Origin of the sequence: Frigoribacterium sp. CFBP9029 (genome assembly GCF_034045305.1) — a bacterium.
Taxonomy (GTDB): Bacteria; Actinomycetota; Actinomycetes; order Actinomycetales; family Microbacteriaceae; genus Frigoribacterium.
Map to the genome: position 1 here is coordinate 348,962 of NZ_JAXCWB010000003.1, position 20,650 is coordinate 369,611.

Consider the following 20,650-nt stretch of genomic DNA (forward strand, 5'->3'; position numbering starts at 1 on the left):
AGGGTCGCAGACCACGAGACCCCGGTGCCTCGGCACCGGGGTCTCGTCGTGTCACGGGCGGGGCGGGCCGCTCAGATGCCGATCGACCTCGACGCGCTTGCGCGGCTTGTCGGCGTCGCGCGGCCGATCGCGACCCCCGACGTAGAGCCAGCCCAGCAGCTTCTCGTCGCCCGTCAGACCGTGCGCCGCCTGGACCTCGGGGGCCCGGGTGTGCGTGCCGGATCGCCAGAAGACGCCCCAGCCCTCGTCGTCGAGCACGAGCGACAGCAGGTGGGCGACACCCGAGGCGACGCTCTCCTGCTCCCATTCGGGCACCTTGCGACTGGGCTTCGGCGACGAGACCACCGCGACGACCAGCGGTGCCCGCAGCGACTTCTGCTCGAGCTTCTCGGCGTCCTTGCCCACGGCGCCGTCGGCCGCCGCCAGCGACCGGCCGATCAGTCGGCGGTCGTCGCCCCTCAGCTCGATGAGCCGCCAAGGGCGCATCGACGAGTGGTCGGCGACGGTCGCCGCCGCCTCGACGGCTGCGACGAGCTGCTCGTGATCGGGGGCGTCGTCGGTGACCTTCGACCGCGATCGACGCCGGGCGGCCGCAGCCGCGACGGTGCTCACCGGGTCACTCGGCGGTGGAGGAGGCGTCGTCGCCCTCGCGGAAGCTGAGCGAGACGGAGTTCATGCAGTAGCGGTCGCCGGTCGGCGTGCCGAAGCCGTCGGGGAAGACGTGGCCCAGGTGCGAACCGCAGTTCGCGCACCGCACCTCGGTGCGGGTCATGCCGAGGCTGTCGTCGTCGATCAGCTGCACGGCCTCGGGGTTCACCGACTCGTAGAAGCTCGGCCAGCCGCAGTTGCTGTCGAACTTGGTGCCGCTCTTGAACAGCTCGGCGTTGCAGGCGGCGCAGGCGTAGACGCCGGCGCGGCTCTCGTCGAGCAGCTCGCCCGTCCACGGGCGCTCGGTCGCGGCCTCGCGCAGCACGGCGTACTGCTCGGGGCCGAGTTCTGCTCGCCACTGCTCTTCGGACTTCTCGACCTTGTACGACACGGGTGACTCCTCAGTTCTCGGGACTCCCCATTCAACACGGTCCCCCCGACAGTCATTCCAGGGCGGCACCGGCGCCGGCCCGTCGCAGTCCCGGCCTCCCTAGAATCACGACATGCTCCTCGCCGACCGGTTCCGCAGCCACGCCGACGCGTCCGCCCGCGAGCAGTCCCCTCTGTACGCCGAGTGGTCGCTCGGCATCGCCGACGACCCCGACGTGCTCGCGCTGATCGAGAGGTCTCCGGAGGCGCGGCGCCAGCCCGCCCTCGTGCTCGCCGTGTCGCGCTGGCTGGGCGCCCCCCTCGCACCGTGGCCGCGCCTCCGGGAGTGGATGCTCGCCCACCCCGACGCCCTCCTCGCCGAGCTCGCCCGTCGGACGACCCAGGTCAACGACGTCCGCCGCCTCGGGCCGGTGTCGCTCGCGCTGGCCAGGCTCGAGGGCCCGGTGGCCCTGCTCGAGGTCGGCGCCTCGGCGGGGCTCTGCCTGTTCCCCGACCGGTACGCGTTCCGGGCCGACCTCCGCGGCGCGGGCCGCGACGAGCAGGCGCGCTGGGGCGCGGCCGACAGCGACGTCGTCGTCGAGCTCGACGTCGACCTCGGAGACTCCCCGCTGCCGCACGACGAGTGGCCTCGCCGGGTCGTGCTGCCCGAGATCGTCTGGCGGGCCGGTCTCGACCTCGAGCCCGTCGACGTCACCGACCCCGCGGCGGTCTCGTGGCTCGAGACGTCGCTGCCGCCCGGGCCGTCGGAGCGGGTGGATCTGCTGCGGCGGGCCGTCGCGATCGCCCGGAGCGCGCCTCCTCGGCTCGTCCGCGGCGACGCCGTCGACGGGCTGGCCGCCCTGGCCGCGACCGCCCCGTCGGACGCGCGGCTCGTCGTGGTCTCGACCGGCACGCTCGTCTACCTGCCCGGTCGCCGGCGCCAGGCCTTCGTCGACGCCGTGCGCGCCCTCGGCGCCACCTGGGTGTCGTACGAGCGGCGCGACCTGCTGCACGACGTCGTGGTGGAGGTGCCGGAGGGCGTCGCGCCGGGCGACGGGTTCGCCGCGCTCGCCCTCGACGGCCGGGCCCTCGCCGTCGGTGACGCTCACGGCACGCGAGTGCGACTGCTCCCCTCCTGACCCGGCGGGAGGGCTGCGCCTGAGGCGGCCCGGAGGTGGCCGCCCGTAGGATGACGACGATCGAGAGGGCGGGTGATGGGCGACAGCGGTGCGACTGGCGACGACGGGACGGTCATCGGGCTCTCCGAGCGCGACCGCGCGATCCTCGACCTCGAGCAGTCCACCACGGGGTCCCCGCGCCAGAAGGAGGCCGTGATCCGACGCGATCTCGGTCTCTCGACGGCCCGGTACCAGCAGCTGCTCAACTCGCTCATAGACCGACCGGCTGCACTGGCCTACGCGCCGATGCTCGTGGGGCGTCTGCTCCGACTCCGCGACGCTCGCTCGCTCGCCCGCACGACCCGATCGTTCGGGCCGCCGACCCGCTGACCCGCCGACCCGCCGCCCCGCTGCACGCCGCCCCGCCGACAGAGCGCCCGACGCCCGCCGAACCGACGCCCGCCGACCCAGAGAAGACCGACAGCACATGCCGAAGTTCCCCCGCGACCGTTTCGACGACCTGCCCGCCGATCTGCAGAGGGTCGGCGCGCACCGGTCCACCCCGAGGCGGGGCCGTGGGCTGGTCGTCTTCGCCTGGGCCGCTCTCGCGACGGGCGTGCTGGTGGGCGGCGGTGTCGTCGCCCTGGGCGTGCTGAACGACAGCATCCAGTTCGACGCCCCCACGACGACCGCCACCGAGACGGCCGAGGCGGAGGCGCCCGACGACACCGCCTCCGCGACGCCGACGGAGGCTCCCGTGACCGACCCCGCCGACGTCGACCCCTCCGTCACGATCGCGGTGCTGAACGGGACGTCGACCGCGGGTCTCGCGACCGCCGCCTCCGCCGACCTCGAGGCCGCCGGGTACACCGTCGCCACCCAGGGCAACGCGGGCGACACCTCGGCCACGACCTCGACCGTCTACTACGCCGACGCCGCCGACGAAGGGGTCGCCCTCGGGCTCGCCCAGACGCTCGGCGTCACGGCGACGGCCGTCAGCTCGGCGTTCCCGAACGCGTCGGTGACCGTCGTGCTCGGCGCCGACTACACGCCCTGAGGGCGACCGGGCCGAGGAGGCGCGGGTCGCGATCACCGCGCACCGCACCTCCTCGGATCGCCCGCGACGTCACTTGCACTCTCACCGGGCGAGTGCCAGAATCGTCACTGGCACTCGCGACACGTGAGTGCCAAAGCTTCTGCTTCATGACGTCCGGGAGGGACGAAAAACACACATGGCTAAGATCATTGCTTTTGACGAAGAGGCCCGTCGTGGCCTCGAGCGTGGCCTGAACATCCTGGCCGACGCGGTTAAGGTCACGCTCGGCCCGCGTGGTCGCAACGTCGTGCTCGAGAAGAAGTGGGGCGCCCCCACCATCACGAACGACGGCGTGTCCATCGCGAAGGAGATCGAGCTCGACGACCCGTTCGAGAAGATCGGTGCGGAGCTCGTCAAGGAGGTCGCGAAGAAGACCGACGACGTCGCCGGCGACGGAACCACCACCGCCACCGTGCTCGCTCAGGCGCTCGTCCGTGAGGGCCTCCGCAACGTCGCCGCAGGCGCCGACCCCATCTCGCTGAAGCGCGGCATCGAGAAGGCCGCTGCGGCCGTCTCGGCTCAGCTGCTCGCCGACGCGAAGGACATCGAGACCAAGGAGCAGATCGCGGCCACGGCCTCGATCTCCGCCGCTGACCCCACCATCGGCGCGCTGATCGCCGAGGCGATCGACAAGGTCGGCAAGGAGGGCGTCGTCACCGTCGAGGAGTCCAACACCTTCGGCACCGAGCTCGAGCTCACCGAGGGCATGCGCTTCGACAAGGGCTACCTGTCGCAGTACTTCGTCACCGACCCCGAGCGCCAGGAGGCCGTCTTCGAAGACGCCTACGTGCTCATCGTCAACTCGAAGATCTCGAACATCAAGGATCTCCTCCCCATCGTCGACAAGGTGATCCAGAGCGGCAAGCAGCTGCTCATCATCGCCGAGGACGTCGACGGCGAAGCGCTGGCGACCCTGGTCGTCAACAAGATCCGCGGCATCTTCAAGTCGGTCGCCGTCAAGGCCCCCGGCTTCGGCGACCGTCGCAAGGCCCAGCTGCAGGACATCGCGATCCTCACCGGTGGTCAGGTCATCGCCGAAGAGGTCGGCCTCAAGCTCGAGAACGCGACGCTCGACCTCCTCGGTCGTGCCCGCAAGGTCGTCATCACCAAAGACGAGACGACCATCGTCGAGGGTGCCGGCGACCCCGAGCAGATCGCGGGTCGCGTGCGTCAGATCCGCAGCGAGATCGAGGCGACCGACAGCGACTACGACCGTGAGAAGCTCCAGGAGCGTCTCGCGAAGCTGGCCGGCGGCGTCGCCGTCATCAAGGCCGGCGCTGCGACCGAGGTCGAGCTCAAAGAGCGCAAGCACCGCATCGAAGACGCCGTGCGCAACGCCAAGGCCGCCGTCGAAGAGGGCATCGTCGCCGGTGGTGGCGTCGCTCTCATCCAGGCCGGCAAGACCGCTCTGGCCGAGCTGCAGCTCGAGGGCGACGAGGCGACGGGTGCGAACATCGTCCGTGTCGCCATCGACGCTCCGTTGAAGCAGATCGCCTTCAACGCGGGCATGGAGCCCGGCGTCGTGGCCGACAAGGTCCGCGGCCTGCCCATCGGTCACGGCCTCAACGCCGCGACCGGCGAGTACGTCGACATGATCGCCGCCGGCATCATCGACCCCGCCAAGGTCACGCGCTCGGCGCTGCAGAACGCAGCCTCGATCGCCGGTCTGTTCCTCACGACCGAGGCCGTCGTCGCCGAGAAGCCCGAGAAGAACCCGGCCCCGGCCGGCGACCCCACGGGTGGCATGGACTTCTAGTCCGCACCGCTTCACCGCACCACGCACAAGGGCGGCTCTCCTCCGGGAGGGCCGCCCTTCGGCGTGTGCGCCGCGACACCCCGCCCGAAGCCGCGTAGCACCCCGAAACCCGCGCGGCACCCCGCCCGACGCCGCGCAGCATCCCGAGACCCGCGCGGCACCCCGAGACCCGCGCGGCACCCCGAGACCCGCGCGGCACCCCGCCCGAAGCCGCGTAGCACCCCGAAACCCGCGTAGCACCCCGAGACCTGCGCAGCACCCCGCCCGACGCCGCGCAGCACCCCGAAAGCCGCGCAGCACCCCGAGACCCGCGCGGCACCCCGCCCGAAGCCGCGTAGCACCCCGAAACCCGCGTAGCACCCCGAGATATGCGGGTGTTGCGCGGGTTTCGGGGTGTGGGGTGCGACGGCGGGCGCCGCGGGCCGCGGGCGGCGGGCCGCCGGCGCCGCGGGCGGCTAGGCGGGCTGCGGGCCGGCCGCGGGGGCGGTGGTGACAGCGGCGTCGGCGGGCATCAGGGGCAGGGCCACCTGGAACGTGGCGCCGCCGCCGGGGGTGTCGCGCACGTCGACGCTGCCGCCGTGCGCCGCGACGATGCCCGAGACGATCGCGAGTCCCAGCCCGCTGCCCCCGGTGTCGCGGGTGCGGGACGAGTCGGCTCGCCAGAACCGCTGGAAGATCTTCTCGCGGATCTGCGGCGGGATGCCCTCGCCGTGGTCGACGATCGCGAACGTCGCGACGCCGCGACCCGGGTCCGACTGCACCACGATCTCGATCGGGCTGTCGTGCTCGGTGAAGCGCATGGCGTTGCCCATCAGGTTGGTGATCACCTGACGGATCTTGTTCTCCTCGCCGATGACGATGGCGTGCGCCTCGTCGAGGGGTGTCTGCTCCACGGGCACGACGGCCGCGCTGCCGTCCGCGTTGCGGCCGCCGCGGGCACGCAGGCTCCGGAGGCGCGCGAGGGTGGCCCCCGCGAACGTCGCCGGTGCGCCGCCCGCCGCCGCCGACCCCGGCGCGACGGGCGTCACCGGGCCGGTCATCCGGCTCTCGACCGGGGCGCCGGGCGCCGCGTCGACCGCGGGCTCGGCCGCCTCGCCGTCATCCGCCGGGGTGGCCGTCGGCACGACCGGGTCGAGCACGAGCACCTCGATGTCGCGGTCGGGGTTCGAGGCCATCGTGTCGAGGGCGGAGTCGCGGGCGAGCTGCACGAGGTCGACCGGGCCGAGCTCGAGCGGCTTCGACTCGTCGAGACGAGCGAGCTGCAGCAGGTCCTGGACGAGCACCCCCATCCGGATGGCCTCTTTCTCGATCCGCTCCATCGCCTGGGCGACGTCCTCCTCTTTCGTGAGGGCGCCCATGCGGTACAGCTCGGCGTAGCCGCGCAGACTGACGAGCGGGGTGCGGAGCTCGTGGCTCGCGTCGCCGACGAAGCGCCGCATCTGGTCGATGGTCTTCGCGCGGTCGTCGAAGGCGTCGTCGATGCGGTTCAGCATCGTGTTGAGCGATCGATTGAGTCGCCCGACCTCGGTGTTGGGCGTGGTCGAGTCGAGACGCTGGCTGTAGTCGCCGTCGGCGAAGCGCGCGGCCGTGGCCTCGACGTCACGCAGCGGGGAGAACGTCGATGTGACGAGCAGTCGGGTGAGAGCGGCGCCGAGCACCACGACCGAGACGCCGAAGCCCAGGAAGATCCCGCCGAAGCGGTTGATCGTCGCGTTGGTCGCGGCGAGGTTCGTGCCCGTCACGATGGTGGCGTCGATGGTCTGCGTGGAGCCGGTCGTCGAGGTCAGCGTGAGCGGCTTGACCGTGGCGTAGACCCGCCACTCCTGATCGTGGGTGCGGTTGTCGACGCTCTGCGCCTCGCCCCCGGCCGACTCGGCCACGGTGACCCCGCCGAGCACGGGCCCGACGCCGTCCTCCAGCAGGTCGCTGGTGTCGCAGATCATGCTGCCGTCGGGGTTGAGGATCGCCAGGTAGCTCGACTTGTCGCCGAAGTTGATGGTGCACGACGTGCCGTTGCGCGATGCGCCGGTGAAGCTGTCGGCCGACGTCTTCAGCTGCGTGTCGACCTGCCCGTAGAGATAGGTGCTCAGCACGGTCATGGTGCCGAGCCCGGCGACGAGGAGACCGAGGGTGACGAGGGTCACCGTGATGCCGGTGATCTTCGTGCGGATGGAGATCTCGTTCCACCACTGCGAGAGGCGTGCGTGCATAAGGGCGTCAGACTACCGAGAACGCCTGGGAGCCGAGGCTCCCAGGCGTTGGTGACGGCGGTGCGGGCGACTAGCTCTTCGACGCCTTGAGCATGTAGCCGAAGCCGCGCTTGGTCTGGATGATCGGCTCGGCCGAGAACTGGTCGAGCTTGCGGCGCAGGTACGAGATGTAGCTCTCGACGATGCCGGCGTCGCCGTTGAAGTCGTACTCCCACACGTGGTCGAGGATCTGGGCCTTCGACAGCACGCGGTTGGGGTTCAGCATGAGGTAGCGCAGCAGCTTGAACTCGGTCGGGCTGAGCTCGATGGCCGTCTCGCCGATCGTGACCTCGTGGGTGTCCTGGTCCATCGTGAGCTCGCCGGCGCGGATGATCGCGTCTTCGTCCTCGTTCATGGTGCGGCGGAGGATCGCCTTGATGCGGGCGACGATCTCGTCGAGGCTGAACGGCTTGGTGACGTAGTCGTCGCCGCCGACGGTCAGACCCGTGATCTTGTCTTCGGTGTCGTCTTTCGCCGTGAGGAACAGGATCGGCGACGTGTAGCCCGACGACCGCAGGCGCTTGGTCACGCCGAAGCCGTTCATGTCGGGGAGCATCACGTCGAGGATGATCAGGTCGGGCTCTTCTTCGAGGACGGCCGAGATGGCCTGCGCGCCGTTGCCGACGGCTCGGACTGCGAAGCCCGCGAATCGCAGGCTCGTCGTCAGGAGGTCGCGGATGTTCGGTTCGTCATCGACGATAAGGATCTTCGGGCCGTCACTCATGGGATAAGTATCTGCGCGCCTCCTCGGTGTTCCCTGTGAGCAGGAGGCACGTCAGCCGCATGCGGGCATCGTGTCGGCCCTCAGGACGCCGGGTCGGTCCATTCGACGTTCGGCACGAGCGCGATGCGGGTCGTCAGCTCGAGCAGCTCGTCGGGCACGGCGAGGGTGAAGTCGACGCCCTCGCGATGCTCGAGGACGGCGGTGTAGCCGGAGGCGCGGGTGATCTGCCACCCCGGGAACTCCTCGACCGGGGCTGCGACGACCCGCGCCTCCTCGGCGTCGTCGGTGGCGCCGATCGCGGTGAGACCGGCGAAGAGGTGGTCCTTGACCGGCGAACCGGCGAGGAGGTCGCTTCGGTCGAGCACGTCGGGGTCGGGGCTCCACGTGACGATGCTGAGCTGCGAGCCGGCGTGCAGCCCGCCCTGGACCTCGTAGGTGCGCTCGACGGCCACGACCACCGATGCGTCCCAGTCGGCGAACCGGGCGCGCTGGCCGCGGAACTCGATCGCGTCGTGCTCGAGCGATGCGACGAGCGGACCGAAGGTCGCGAACGGGGCCTGATCGGCCGCGAACACGCGACGGAGTCCGTCGCGCCAGAGGTCGTCGTCGCCGAGCGGCAGATCGGACTCGGAGGCGGTGCTCATGCGGCGAGGGCCGGCGAGTCGAGGATCGTGTAGCTGTAGCCCTGCTCGGCCAGGAACCTCTGGCGGTTCTGCGCGAAGTCCTGATCGACCGTGTCACGGCTCACCAGCGTGTAGAACGACGCCGGCAGCCCCGACTTCTTCGGGCGGAGCAGGCGACCCAGCCGCTGCGCCTCCTCCTGGCGCGAGCCGAACGACCCGCTCACCTGGATGGCCACGGTGGCCTCGGGCAGGTCGACCGAGAAGTTCGCGACCTTCGAGACGACGAGCACCTTCACCTCACCGTCGCGGAACGCCTGGTAGAGCCGCTCGCGCTCGTCGATCGGCGTGGCACCGGTCAGGGTCGGGGCGTCGAGGGTCTCGGCGAGCTGCTCGAGCTGGTCGAGGTACTGCCCGATCACGAGGATCTGCTCGCCGTCGTGGCGGGCGACGAGATCGCGGACGACACCGAGCTTGGCCGGGGCGGTGGCCGCGAGACGGTACCGCTCGTCGTCGGGGGCGGCCGCGTACTCGAGCCGCGCCTCCTGCGGGAGGTCGACCCGCACCTCGTAGCAGGACGCCGGCGAGATGTAGCCCTGCGCCTCGATCTCCTTCCAGGGAGCGTCGAAGCGCTTGGGGCCGATCAGGCTGAAGACGTCGCTCTCGCGGCCGTCTTCGCGCACCAGCGTCGCCGTCAGGCCGAGTCGACGGCGGGCCTGCAGCTCGGCCGTCAGCTTGAAGACCGGAGCGGGGAGGAGGTGCACCTCGTCGTAGACCACCAGACCCCAGTCGAGGGCGTCGAGCAGCGACAGGTGCGTGTACTTGCCGCCCCGACGCGCCGTGAGGATCTGGTACGTCGCGATCGTGACGGGCTTGACCTCCTTGACCGAACCCGAGTACTCGCCGATCTCGTCTTCGGTGAGCGAGGTGCGCTTCAGCAGCTCGTCGCGCCACTGCCGGGCCGACACCGTGTTGGTCACGAGGATGAGCGTGGTCGTGCCCGCCGCGGCCATGGCGCCCGCGCCGACCAGGGTCTTGCCTGCGCCGCAGGGCAGCACGACGACGCCCGAGCCGCCGTCGAAGAAGTTGTCGATCGCCTGCTGCTGGTAGCCGCGCAGCTGCCAGTCGCCCTGGTCGAGGTCGATCGCGTGCGGGGTGCCGGGCGTGTAGCCGGCGTGGTCCTCTGCGGGCCAGCCGAGCTTGACGAGCTGCTGCTTGACCTCGCCGCGCGCCCAGGGCAGGAGCTCCCAGACGGTGTCGCTGCGGCGGACGCCGAGCAGCTCGCCGATCTTCTTGACCCGGGTGACCTCGCGCAGCACGGTGTCGTCGGTGCCGCGCAGCACGAGCGTGTCGCCGTCGCGCTCGATGACGATGCGCCCGTAGCGGGCCACCGTCTCGGCGATGTCGACCGAGACGCTCTGCGGCACGGGGAACTTCGAGTACTTCTCGAGCGTCTCGAGCATGTCTTCGGCGGTGTGACCCGCGGCCCGCGCGTTCCACAGGCCGAGTCGGGTGATGCGGTAGGTGTGCACGTGCTCGGGCGCCCGCTCGAGCTCCGCGAACACCGAGAGGTCGTGACGTGCGTCGTCCGACTGGGGGTGCGCGACCTCGAGCAGGACGGTGCGATCGCTCTGGACGATCAGGGGGCCGGTCATGAGGGTCGAGTCTAGGCGCGCCTCCTGCGGTCGTCCTCAGGTGGTGCGGGGACGCCGCGGGCGGGTCGGATCAGCGCGAGCTCGACACCGCGACCACGTGCGAGAGCGGCAGGGTGCGCTCGACGTCGGACTTCTTGTCGCGCCCGCGCAGACGGCCGCCGCCCACGCCGGTGGGCTCCATCTCGAGTGACGACGTCGTGCCGTCGGGCTGCTCGATCGAGATCGTGACGGTCAGCCGACCCTTGACGGCCGCGTCGAGCTGACGGGCGATCCAGGCGCGGTCGGTCGTCTCGGTGCTGCCCTCGTTCTCGGCCGACAGGCGCTCGACCATCTCGCGCAGCTGGTCGCGTGCCGGTGCGGGCACGGGGCGCCGGGGGCGACGACGGACGGGCGGCGTGACCGAGATGCCCGTCTCGTCGAGCACCACGACGGGGTAGCGCTCGTCGCTGAGGGCCCAGAAGACCGTGTCGCGCTCGAAGCGGCTGACGATGCGGAGCCCGTCGAGGCGGCGCAGCGCGAGCGGCGACAGCGCGTGGTCCACCTCGAGGGTGTCGATGCTGGTGTGCTCGTCGGCCTCGACGAGCGTGACCGCGTCGGCGGGGAACCCGGGCGTGCCGGGCTCGACGCCCGACACCCGGTAGCGGCCGTGCCGCTCGGCGGACTGCTGCACGAGGTAGTCGAGCGGCTGGGGGATGCCCGTCGCCGAGATCTCGCCGAGGAACGCCCGGAGCGTGTCGGCCGTCTCGCCCTCGCTCAGCGCCCGCTGCACGCCGCCCTCGGTGATGCGGTATGTGGCGGCGAGCCCGGCGCTCTCGACGACCGCGATGACCCGGAGGCGCGCATCCAGTGCCGGGGACAGCGGACCGGGCGAGACCACGGTGAGGTCGTGCTGCAGATAGACCTGCTCGACCGCCTCGGGCAGCAGCTCGGCGACCCGCGATCGTGCGGCGCCGGCACCCTCGCGGAACAGCGCGAGCGCCGCCGAGGTGGGCACCCCGCCGGAGCTCAGACCGAGCAGCTCGGCGGAGCGCGAGAACGCGGCCAGGCGCTCGGGCACCCACGCCGCACCCGCGGGGTAGGCCCAGAGCGTGAACTCGCGGAGCGGCTCGCCCCACGAGGTCTCGACGCGCTGACGCAGCACGGCGACGATCTCGAGCGGCAGCGAGTCGAGCCACGAGCTCGTCAGGGCCTCCCAGCGGTCGGGCCACGACGAGGCCAGCCAGGCGTTCGCCTCGGCGGTGACGACCCAGCCGTCGGGGCTCGTGCGGGCGAGCCCGGCGCGGGTCGTGATGCCCAGCAGCGTGCTGACGTCGTCGACGTCGATGCGCGCGGCCTCGGCGAGGCGGCGCGTCTCGGGCAGCGCGAGCCCGCCCTTGGCCAGCTCGCGGGCCGGCGACTGCTCGAGCGCACGGAGGATCTCGGCGACCTCGATCACGATGGCGTAGAGGCGCTCGGACGATCGCGCGTCGACGGCCTCCCGATCGATGTCGTCGACCGCCTCGAGCACGACCGGCGGTCTCTCGTCGGCCAGCCGCTCGGCGGAGAGCAGCGGGTCGTCGTCGAGGCGCTCGCCGACGGCGTCGGGGGTGGCGACGATCCGGCCGTCGGTCGACGGCACGAGCAGGAAGAGGTCGAGGAGGTGCGCGACGGCCGTCTCGACCGGCGAGAGGGCGTCGTCGGCGGGGCTCGCGAGACGCTCGGCCAGCGTCGCCGTGTCGGCCGGCTCGCGCGCCGCCTGCAGCAGTCGCAGCTCGGTGCGGTCGAGGCGCGACAGCACGTCGCGCACCGAGGCCGGCTCGAGCAGCGAGTCGGCGAGGTCGAACGCGTCGTGGACGGTCGAGGGGCGCAGCTGTCTGGCCGACAGGCGTCGGAGCAGATCGTCGGTCGGGGCGCTGCGAAGCACGCCCGCGAGATCGAGTGCACTGGTCATTGGGGTCGACCTCCGAAGATTGCGCAGCCGGGTGCTGCGTCTACCGTGTGGTGCCCCGGTTCTCTCGCACACGTCGGGCAGCGCTGGCGACGACGTAGGCGATGATCAGCAGGATGGCGAGGGGGAGACCGATGAGCGGCAGCACGCTGACCGCCGGCCAGACGCCGACCGTGTAGTCGGAGACGCCCGTGACGCTTCCGATCAGACGGACGACGAAGGCGACGATCGACAGGACGACGATCGCCGCGATCATGAAGATCAGCACGCGTTCAGTACGATGGACGCTCGTCGGCGTGCTCTCGTCGGTCTTCTCAGCCACCTGCACAGGATAGCGGGGGCGCGCCCCGACCTCTCGCTCTAAACTGAGGTCGCTTTCACCCCCACCTCTTCTAGGAGTCAAGTCATGCCCACCGGCAAGGTCAAGTTCTACGACGACGAGAAGGGCTTCGGCTTCATCAGCAGCGATGACGGCCACGAGGTCTTCCTCCACGCGTCGGCCCTGCCCGCCGGCACCGTGGGTGTCAAGGCGGGGACCCGTCTCGAGTTCGGCATCGCCGACGGCAAGCGCGGTGCGCAGGCCCTCTCGGTGCGCGTGCTCGAGGCCGCACCGAGTCTCGCGAAGATGAGCCGGCGCTCGGCCGACGACATGGCGGTCATCGTCGAGGACCTCGTGAAGGTGCTCGACAAGGCCGGCGGCGACCTCCGCCACGGTCGCTACCCGCAGAACGGCGCCCGCATCGCCGTCCTCCTCCGAACCGTCGCCGACTCCTTCGATGCCTGACGCCGTGACGACCCCCTGGTCCGAGCTCGCGCGCCGCGCCCTGCTCGAGATCACCCCCGACGAGACGATCGGCGCCGAGGCCCCGCCCGTCGACGACGAGCCGGGAGTCACCTCGGTCCGCTTCGCGACCCTGCTGCCCGGTTACCCCGGCTGGTTCTGGACGGTCAGCGTCGCGCACCTCGAGGGCGAGGAGCCCTCGGTGCTCGAGGCCGAGCTGATGCCGGGCGACGACGCCCTCATCGCACCCGACTGGGTGCCGTGGGCCGACCGGCTTGCCGAGATGCAGGCCCAGGAGGCGCGCGACGGCGCCGAGGGCGACGACGAGTCGGACGATGACGACTCCGACGACGAGTCCGACGACGAGGACGACTCGGATGACGACGACTCCGACGATGACGACGACGATTCAGACGACGAGGACTCCGATGACGAGGACGAGTCGGACGAGGGCGACTCCGACGACGATGCGCCGCGCGGCAGCATCGTGCACGGGGGCGACGTCGACGGCGTCGACATCGACGACCTCGACGTGACGACGGACGGCGGATCGTCCGACGACGACGATGACGACGACGACGACGACTCGGACGATGACGACTCGGACGACGACGACTCGGACGACGGCGACTCCGGCGACTCCGACGACGACGGCCAGCAGGCCGACGCGGGCTCGACCCGGGGCGAGCAGTCCGGCAGCGGCAGGCCGCGGAGGCGTCGACGGCGGTAGATGATCTCAGGGGCGCACGCCGCGCCTCCTCGGCACTCCACGGTGTCGGACGACGAAGACCCCCTCGCCTGATGCGAGGGGGTCTTCGTCGTCTGCGGACCCGACCGTCAGACGGCCAGGGCGCTCACGACGTGGTCGATCGAGCGGATGAGCTGGCGGACGTCGTCGGGCTCGATGGCCGCGAAGGTGGCGACGCGCAGCTGGTTGCGCCCGAGCTTGCGGTACGGCTCGGTGTCGACGATGCCGTTCTGCCGCAGGACCTTCGCGACCGCGGCGGCGTCGATCGACTCGGCGAAGTCGATCGTGGCGACGACCTGCGAGCGGTGCGACGGGTCGACCACGAAGGGCGTCGCGTAGTCGGACGCGGTCGCCCAGTCGTAGAGGGCCGACGACGACTCGCGCGTGCGGGCGTCCATCCCGGCGAGACCGCCGTTGTCGAGCATCCAGCGCGTCTGGTCTTCGAGCAGCAGCAGGGTGGTGAGCGCCGGGGTGTTCAGCGTCTGGTTCAGCCGCGAGTTGTCGACGGCGTTCTTCAGGCTGAGGAACTCGGGGATGTACCGGCCGCTCGCGGCGATGCGCTCGACGCGCTCGATCGCCGCGGGGGAGAAGAGGGCGAGCCAGAGACCGCCGTCGCTGGCGAAGTTCTTCTGCGGGGCGAAGTAGTAGACGTCGGCCTGCGTCGCGTCGAAGTCGATGCCCCCGGCAGCGCTCGTCGCGTCGACCACGGTCAGCGCGCCGGCGTCGCCGTCGACCCGGGTGACGGGGGCCATCACGCCGGTGGACGTCTCGTTGTGCGGCCAGGCGTAGACGTCGACGCCCTCGAGCACCTCGACCTCGGCCAGTGCGCCGCCCTCGGCCGTGATCACGTGCGGCGCCTCGAGCCAGGGCGCGGCGTTGGCCTTGGCGAACTTCGAGCCGAACTCGCCGAAGGACAGGTTCTCGGCGCGCTTCTCGACCAGGCCGAACGCCGCGGCGTCCCAGAAGGCGGTCGAGCCGCCGTTGCCGAGCACGACCTCGTAGCCCTCGGGGATGCGGAACAGCTCGCCGAGGTCGGCGCGCACCCGCCCGACCATGTCTTTGACCGGCGCCTGCCGGTGCGAGGTGCCGAGGAGGCGCGCCCCCGCGGTGACCAGGTGCTCGAGCTGTGCGCCGCGGATCTTCGACGGCCCGCAGCCGAATCGACCGTCGGTGGGCAGGAGGTCAGTGGGAATCGAGATGTCCGCCATGCGTCGATCCTAGTGACCGCGGCGGAGCGCCCAGCGTGCAGCCACTAGGCTGACGGGGTAGTCCACGCGTTCCACCGGGAGGCCCCTGTTGACCGATCTCGTCGACACCACAGAGATGTACCTGCGCACGATCCTCGACCTCGAAGAAGAGAACATCGTGCCGCTCCGTGCGCGCATCTCCGAGCGCCTCGGTCACTCCGGTCCGACCGTCTCGCAGACGATCGCCCGGATGGAGCGCGACGGTCTCGTCGTCGTCTCGGGCGACCGGCACCTCGAGCTGACCCACGACGGGCGCAGCAAGGCGACCCACGTGATGCGCAAGCACCGCCTCGCCGAGCGCCTCCTCGCCGACGTCATCGGCCTCGACTGGGCGTACGTCCACGACGAGGCCTGCCGGTGGGAGCACGTGATGAGCGAGCAGGTCGAGCGCCGCCTGCTCGAGATGCTCGACCACCCGACCGAGTCGCCCTACGGCAACCCCATCCCCGGTCTCGACGAGCTCGGCGACTCGCCGGCCGGTCGGTTCCTCGACGGGGTCGTCAACCTGGTGCAGGTCGTGGCCGAGAACCCCGAGGGCGTCACCCGCCCGATCCGCCGTCTGGCCGAGCCGGTGCAGTTCGAGCCCGAGCTGCTGCAGCAGCTGCAGAACGCCGGGGTCATGCCCGGCAGCTCGGCGACCGTCACCGCTGCCGGCTCGTACGTCTTCGTGCAGGCCGAGGGTCGTGACGAGGGCCTCGAGCTGCCCAACGAGGTCGCGCAGCACATCTACGTGTCGAGCTGATTCCCAGCCCTCGTTCGGCTGTTTACCAATTCGTTACAAATATCCCTCTCGGGGATGATTTCACGCAGGGCTTCGCGTACAGTCGCAGAGTCCCTCGGCCAGGAAGCCGGTCGCGGGATCCGTGGCAAGACGTCTCGCAGCTCCCGTCTCTTGCCATGAGACGTTGATCTGACGAACGGACGGGCCAGCATCCCTAGTGCTGTCGAGACGCCGGAGAACCACCCTCTTGACCCAGCCTGTTCCCGCCCGACACGAGAACGAGCAGCTGAAGACCGCTGCCCTCCGCACCCCCTCCGACCTCCCGACCCGTTCGTCGCTCCGACGCGCCGCGGCCGCCGCCCCTGCACCGCGACGCCGGACGAGCGCTCGCCGCACGGCCGTCTCGGTGACCGTGATGACGCTGACCGCCGGTCTCTTCGGCACGCTGGCCCTTCCCGCGTTCGCCCAGACCCCGGGCGCGACCGGTGCGTCCGACGTGTCGACGGAGTCCGCGGCCTCGGCCGCGCTGACGAAGTCGCGCACCGCCGACGCGCAGACCGTCTCGGTCGCCGACGGCGTGGCCGCCGCCGACACGGGTCGCGACGGCTACACCGCGACCTCGCAGGCGACTCTCGACCAGGCCGCCGCGGCGGCCGCCGAGGCCGTCGAGCGCGAGCAGGAGCGAGCCCAGCTGGCCGAGCAGTACGCGAGCTACAGCGGCCCGACCGCGTCGGAGTACGTCGCGACGGCCGGCGAGGCCACGTCGTCGACGTCGACGTCGGCCGCGGCAGCGGCCGCTCCGGCCGCCGGCGCCGCGACCCCCGGGGCCTTCAGCCTCGACGCCGTCTACCAGACGGCCCTGCAGTACCTCGGCACACCGTACGTCTACGGCGGAGCGACCCCGGCTGGCTTCGACTGCTCGGGCTTCATCATGTTCGTCTACGCCCAGTACGGCATCTCGCTGCCGCACTCGGTGCCCGCTCAGGGGGCGCTCGGCACGCCGATCTCGGCCGCCGAGGCGCAGCCCGGCGACGTCATCATCTTCAACGACGGCTCGCACGACGGCTTCTACGCCGGCAACGGGATGATCCTCGACGCGCCCAAGCCCGGCGGCGTCGTGAGCGTGCGGCCGCTGTGGACGGACGCCGTGCACTACGTGCGTTTCGGGGTCTGACCCGACCCGCGCCTCCTCGGCTCCGCGTGAACAGGCTGTGAAGAGCCGCCCCGCCTCTAGGCAGGGCGGCTCTTCGGGGTTAACCTGGCGATCTCGGAGCACCGCTGAGACCAGGAGAGTCACATGCCTCGCACGACCGCCGCTCGCACCATGGGTGCGCGGTCGAGCGAGCACATACGACGCCCAGCCGACCGATAGAGCACTGCCCTGAGGGGCGGTGCTCTTTTTCGTTCGGAGGGCACTGCTGGGCCCGGCTGCTGCGAGACGGATCGAATCCCTGGAAGCCGTCCAGGGTGCTTCGAAAGGGACAGCATGCGCACTCTCGTTCTCAACGCCGGCTTCGAACCGCTGGCCGTGGTGTCCGATCGGCGGGCCCTCGTGCTCGTCATGACCCAGAAGGCGACGGTCGTGTCGGCCGACGCCGAGCATCCGGTGCTCGCCGCCCGCGCCTCGTACGACCGGCCGTCGGTCATCGTGCTGACGCGGTACGTGAGGATCCCGCACGGGCGGACGATCCCGGTGTCGCGGCGCGGGGTGCTGCGACGCGACGCCCACCACTGCGCCTACTGCGGGCGGGGTGCGACCACGATCGACCACGTGCAGCCGCGGTCGCGCGGGGGAGCCGACAGCTGGGAGAACCTCGTCGCGTGCTGCCTCAAGTGCAACAACCTGAAGAGCGACCGGACTCCGGCCGAGATGGGGTGGTCGCTGCGGTGGGCGCCGAAGGCTCCGCACGGGGTCGGGTGGATCGTGCGCGGGGTGGAGCGGCCGCAGCGCGAGTGGGACGAGTTCCTGGCCGCCGCTGCGTAGAGGTGCCGCGTGGGCGGGCCGGGGTCGTCGACCTCACCCGCGATGAACCGCGTTCGCGAAGATGAACCACGATAGAACGCGGTTCATCTTCGCGAACGCGGTTCATGGTGCGCCCGGACGGGGGGAGGCGCGGGTTCGGTAGACTCGCCGGGTCAGCCTCTGTAGCTCAATGGAAGAGCAGTTCCGTCCTAAGGAAAGGGTTGGGGGTTCGAGTCCCTCCAGGGGCACCTCAACGACGCTGCGCGCCGATGTGCCCCTGGAGGGACTCGAACCCCCGCGGCCCCGCGCCCGACTCGGCACGACGCCACGAGATGGACACGACGCCAGGAGTTCTTCTGGCGTCGTGTCCATCTCGTGGCGTCGTGGGGGCGGCGGGTCAGCGGGCGCCGGGGGCCTTCGAGCGGAGGCGCGCCACGAAGAACAGCACGGCGCCCGCGGCGAGCAGGATGCCTCCGAAGAGCCAGACCTGCCCGCTCTGCTGCGTCAGCAGCAGCACGCACGAGGCCACGCCCAGCACCGGCACGGCCGTCCACACCCGGAAGTGCTCGTGCTGGACCCGGTCGCGACGCAGCACGAGCACCGCCACGTTCGTGCTGATGAAGACGAAGAGCAGCAGCAGCAGCAGCACGACGGTCTCGGCCAGCGTGCCGATGTCGCCGATCAGCGTCAGCCCCATCGCCACGGCCGTCGTCACGAGGATCGCCGCCCAGGGCGTCTTGCGGCGGGGCAGCACGGCGCCGAACGCGCGGGGCAGCAGGCCCTGCTCCGCCATTCCGAACGTGACGCGGCTCGCCATGATCATCGTCAGCAGCGCGCCGTTCGCGACCGCCACCAGGGCGATCAGGCTGAAGACCCACTCGGGGATCCCGGCACCCGAGGCCGAGACGACGGCGAGCAGCGGTCCGGTCGAGTCGGACAGCTCCGACGCGGGCAGGGCGATCGAGCTCGCGAGCCCCACGAGCACGTAGACGACGCCGGCCGTGATCAGCGAGGCGAAGAGGGCGCGAGGGTAGACGCGCGACGGATCACGCACCTCCTCGGCGATGTTGGCGCTCGTCTCGAAGCCGACGAACGAGTAGTACGCGATGATCGCGGCGCCGAGAGTCGCGATGGCGGGGTTCGCGTCGACGGGGAACTCGCCGATCCGGCTGACGTCACCGCCCCCGCCGCCGAGCATCATCGCCACGACGGCGATGACGACGACGAGCCCGGACACCTCGATCACCGTCATGATCACGTTGCCCTTGAGCGACTCGCTGATGCCCCGCGCGTTCAGGCACGCGACCAGGGCGAGGAACGCGATGGCCGTCGGCACGGCCGGCAGGTCGACGAACGTGCCGAGGTAGTCGCCCGCGAAGGCCAGCGACAGACCGGCCGCGCTCGTCACCCCGGCGGCCAGCATGCTGAACCCGACCAGGAACGAGATGACCGGCTGACGGAAGGCGCGCTCGGCGAAGATCGCCGCGCCTCCTGCCTTCGGGTACTTCGTGACCAGCTCGGCGTACGAGCCCGCCGTCAACAGTGCCAGCAGCAGCGCGAGCAGCAACGGCGCCCAGAGCGCCCCGCCGACCTCGGCCGACAGCGTGCCCATCAGCGCGTAGATGCCCGCACCGAGCACGTCGCCGAGGATGAACAGGTAGAGCAGCGGCCCGGTGATCGCCTGCTTGAGCTTCGACGGCGAGCTGTCGGACGCCGCGGGGGCGCTGGTGGGGGCGGGGGTGCTCATGGGTCTCCTCGAGTCGGGTGCCTCGGACAGTCAATGCGTAAACGGAAGAGGAGGCGCGGGTCCGCCCCATGAGGCCGCGAGGGGTTGACAACGGGGGCGGGCTTCCGGTCCCGGGCCCGCTCCGGAGTCGGGGCCGGGGCCGGGGCAGGCGCAGGGGCCGGAGCCGGAGCCGGGGCCAGACGCGGGTACCCTCGGCGGGGCGCGTATCGGCGCGCGATCGAGGGACGACGAGGAGGCGCGGTGACAGACGACTCGACATCCCACTCCGGCGACGGCCACGGCTCGCGACCCGCCGCCACCCGACCCCTTCACCTGCGGTGGAGCTCGCTCGGCCTGGTCGCGCTCGGCGGCATGGTGGGGACCGCGCTGCGCGAGGGGCTGGCGCTGACGTTCGCCGCGCCTCCCGGGGGGTTCCCGGTCGCGATTCTCGTCATCAACCTCGTCGGCTCGTTCGCGCTGGGTCTGCTGCTCGAGTCGCTGGTGCGCAGGGGATCGGACGAGGGGCGGCGTCGGACGGCACGGTTGCTCGTTGGGACGGGGCTGATCGGCGGCTTCACCACGTACAGCGCCTTCGCGGTCGACGTCGGACTGCTCGGATCGGGCGGCGGCCTCGTGATCGCCCTCGCCTACGCCGTGTCGTCGGTGGTGCTCGGGACCCTCGCCGCCGGGGCCGGCATCGCCCTGGCCGGACGACTGCACCGATGCGACGACCGGCGCGTCGACCGACGTGGCGACCGACGTGGCGACCGGCGCGTGGACCGCCGCCCGCCCGGACACGGGCAGGGAGGCACGGCATGACCGGCCCGCTCGTCTTCGTCGCCATCGCGCTCGCGGGCGGGGTGGGTGCGGCGCTGCGCCTCGTCGTCGACGGGATCGTGCGGTCGGCGATCGCGGCGCGGACGCGAGTCGACTCGGCGCCGCGACGGCTGCCGCTCGGCACCGCGCTGATCAACGTGACGGGGTCGTTCGCGCTCGGGCTGCTGACCGGGCTGGCGTCCACCGGCGGGATCTCGCACGAGGTGCTGCTCGTCGCGGGCGGCGGACTGATCGGCGGGTACACGACGTTCAGCACGGCGAGCGTCGAGACCGCGCGACTGCTCGCGGACGGGCGTCGCGGCGCCGGCGCGCTGAACGTCGTCGGCGTGCTGGTGCTGTCGGTCGGAGCCGCGGTGCTCGGGGTGGCGATCGGGGGCTGAGCCTCGAGCAGAGCGGCAGGTCGGGCTGCGGCTGCGGCTGCGGCTGGGGTTGAGGCGCGGGCTGCGGCGTGGGCCGGGGCCGGGG

General features: G+C 71.4%; 21 protein-coding genes and 1 tRNA gene. 12 read left to right on the top strand and 10 right to left on the bottom strand.

The window, feature by feature from the left end:
• Nucleotides 1–51: 51 nt before the first annotated feature.
• A complete protein-coding gene (locus tag SOM11_RS06390; protein WP_192061364.1) occupies nt 52–612 on the bottom strand; it encodes a nitroreductase family protein in 561 nt (186 codons plus the stop codon).
• 4 nt (nt 613–616) lie between these two features.
• Nucleotides 617–1,039: a peptide-methionine (R)-S-oxide reductase MsrB gene (msrB, locus tag SOM11_RS06395; protein ID WP_192061365.1), complete on the bottom strand. Its 423-nt coding sequence runs from the start codon at nt 1,037–1,039 to the stop codon at nt 617–619.
• Between the two features lie 112 nt (nt 1,040–1,151).
• On the opposite strand from msrB, the gene SOM11_RS06400 reads away from it, so the two are divergent.
• From SOM11_RS06400 to groL, 4 genes are all read left to right on the top strand, one after another.
• Nucleotides 1,152–2,156, top strand: coding sequence for a DUF2332 domain-containing protein (locus tag SOM11_RS06400; protein WP_320477530.1), 1,005 nt, complete (start codon nt 1,152–1,154; stop codon nt 2,154–2,156).
• A gap of 75 nt (nt 2,157–2,231) precedes the next feature.
• The gene (locus SOM11_RS06405; RefSeq protein ID WP_320477531.1) at nt 2,232–2,525 is read left to right on the top strand and encodes a DUF3263 domain-containing protein; all 294 of its coding nucleotides are present in this window, start codon (nt 2,232–2,234) and stop codon (nt 2,523–2,525) included.
• 97 nt (nt 2,526–2,622) lie between these two features.
• Complete coding sequence (locus SOM11_RS06410; RefSeq protein ID WP_192061368.1) at nt 2,623–3,192, top strand: LytR C-terminal domain-containing protein; 570 nt, start codon at nt 2,623–2,625, stop codon at nt 3,190–3,192.
• 175 nt (nt 3,193–3,367) lie between these two features.
• Nucleotides 3,368–4,987 (top strand): chaperonin GroEL, encoded by a 1,620-nt coding sequence (gene groL, locus SOM11_RS06415; protein WP_055800382.1) that lies wholly within the window; start codon nt 3,368–3,370, stop codon nt 4,985–4,987.
• Nucleotides 4,988–5,442: 455 nt separating this feature from the next.
• On the opposite strand, the gene SOM11_RS06420 is transcribed toward groL, so the two are convergent.
• From SOM11_RS06420 to SOM11_RS06445, 6 genes are all read right to left on the bottom strand, one after another.
• On the bottom strand, nt 5,443–7,197 hold the full coding sequence (locus SOM11_RS06420; protein WP_320477532.1) for a HAMP domain-containing sensor histidine kinase: 1,755 nt from the start codon (nt 7,195–7,197) through the stop codon (nt 5,443–5,445).
• Between the two features lie 70 nt (nt 7,198–7,267).
• A complete protein-coding gene (locus SOM11_RS06425) occupies nt 7,268–7,960 on the bottom strand; it encodes a response regulator transcription factor (protein WP_146852589.1) in 693 nt (230 codons plus the stop codon).
• Between the two features lie 80 nt (nt 7,961–8,040).
• Nucleotides 8,041–8,604 (bottom strand): hypothetical protein, encoded by a 564-nt coding sequence (locus SOM11_RS06430; protein WP_192061370.1) that lies wholly within the window; start codon nt 8,602–8,604, stop codon nt 8,041–8,043.
• The gene (locus SOM11_RS06435) at nt 8,601–10,235 is read right to left on the bottom strand and encodes a DNA repair helicase XPB (protein ID WP_192061371.1); all 1,635 of its coding nucleotides are present in this window, start codon (nt 10,233–10,235) and stop codon (nt 8,601–8,603) included. The genes SOM11_RS06430 and SOM11_RS06435 overlap by 4 nt, the downstream gene beginning before the upstream one ends.
• 70 nt (nt 10,236–10,305) lie before the next feature.
• The gene (locus tag SOM11_RS06440; protein ID WP_243215665.1) at nt 10,306–12,165 is read right to left on the bottom strand and encodes a helicase-associated domain-containing protein; all 1,860 of its coding nucleotides are present in this window, start codon (nt 12,163–12,165) and stop codon (nt 10,306–10,308) included.
• Between the two features lie 40 nt (nt 12,166–12,205).
• A complete protein-coding gene (locus SOM11_RS06445; RefSeq protein WP_320477533.1) occupies nt 12,206–12,484 on the bottom strand; it encodes a hypothetical protein in 279 nt (92 codons plus the stop codon).
• 84 nt (nt 12,485–12,568) lie between these two features.
• Here SOM11_RS06445 and SOM11_RS06450 point away from each other — a divergent pair, with 84 nt between their 5' ends.
• Both SOM11_RS06450 and SOM11_RS06455 read left to right on the top strand, forming a co-directional pair.
• Nucleotides 12,569–12,946 carry a cold-shock protein gene (locus SOM11_RS06450; protein WP_192061374.1) on the top strand — a complete coding sequence of 126 codons (378 nt, stop codon included), beginning with the start codon at nt 12,569–12,571 and terminating at the stop codon, nt 12,944–12,946.
• The gene (locus SOM11_RS06455) at nt 12,939–13,673 is read left to right on the top strand and encodes a DUF3027 domain-containing protein (protein WP_320477534.1); all 735 of its coding nucleotides are present in this window, start codon (nt 12,939–12,941) and stop codon (nt 13,671–13,673) included. Before SOM11_RS06450 ends, SOM11_RS06455 begins: the two co-directional genes overlap by 8 nt.
• A 107-nt stretch (nt 13,674–13,780) precedes the next feature.
• Here SOM11_RS06455 and serC read toward each other — a convergent pair whose 3' ends face one another.
• The gene (gene serC / locus SOM11_RS06460) at nt 13,781–14,899 is read right to left on the bottom strand and encodes a phosphoserine transaminase (RefSeq protein WP_320477535.1); all 1,119 of its coding nucleotides are present in this window, start codon (nt 14,897–14,899) and stop codon (nt 13,781–13,783) included.
• Nucleotides 14,900–14,987: 88 nt separating this feature from the next.
• Here serC and SOM11_RS06465 point away from each other — a divergent pair, with 88 nt between their 5' ends.
• From SOM11_RS06465 to SOM11_RS06480, 4 genes are all read left to right on the top strand, one after another.
• Complete coding sequence (locus SOM11_RS06465; protein WP_192061377.1) at nt 14,988–15,680, top strand: metal-dependent transcriptional regulator; 693 nt, start codon at nt 14,988–14,990, stop codon at nt 15,678–15,680.
• A gap of 226 nt (nt 15,681–15,906) precedes the next feature.
• Entirely contained in the window at nt 15,907–16,833 is a 927-nt protein-coding gene (locus SOM11_RS06470) for a C40 family peptidase (protein WP_320477536.1), read from the top strand.
• A gap of 312 nt (nt 16,834–17,145) precedes the next feature.
• Nucleotides 17,146–17,643 (top strand): HNH endonuclease, encoded by a 498-nt coding sequence (locus SOM11_RS06475; protein WP_192061379.1) that lies wholly within the window; start codon nt 17,146–17,148, stop codon nt 17,641–17,643.
• Nucleotides 17,644–17,798: 155 nt separating this feature from the next.
• Nucleotides 17,799–17,870 (top strand) — tRNA-Arg (locus SOM11_RS06480).
• A 149-nt stretch (nt 17,871–18,019) separates the two neighbouring features.
• Here SOM11_RS06480 and SOM11_RS06485 read toward each other — a convergent pair.
• On the bottom strand, nt 18,020–19,369 hold the full coding sequence (locus SOM11_RS06485) for an APC family permease (protein ID WP_320477537.1): 1,350 nt from the start codon (nt 19,367–19,369) through the stop codon (nt 18,020–18,022).
• A 240-nt stretch (nt 19,370–19,609) separates the two neighbouring features.
• Between SOM11_RS06485 and SOM11_RS06490 the strand changes: the two genes are divergently transcribed.
• Both SOM11_RS06490 and SOM11_RS06495 read left to right on the top strand, forming a co-directional pair.
• On the top strand, nt 19,610–20,167 hold the full coding sequence (locus tag SOM11_RS06490) for a CrcB family protein (RefSeq protein WP_320477538.1): 558 nt from the start codon (nt 19,610–19,612) through the stop codon (nt 20,165–20,167).
• On the top strand, nt 20,164–20,565 hold the full coding sequence (locus tag SOM11_RS06495; protein WP_320477539.1) for a fluoride efflux transporter FluC: 402 nt from the start codon (nt 20,164–20,166) through the stop codon (nt 20,563–20,565). Before SOM11_RS06490 ends, SOM11_RS06495 begins: the two co-directional genes overlap by 4 nt.
• Nucleotides 20,566–20,650: the final 85 nt, after the last annotated feature.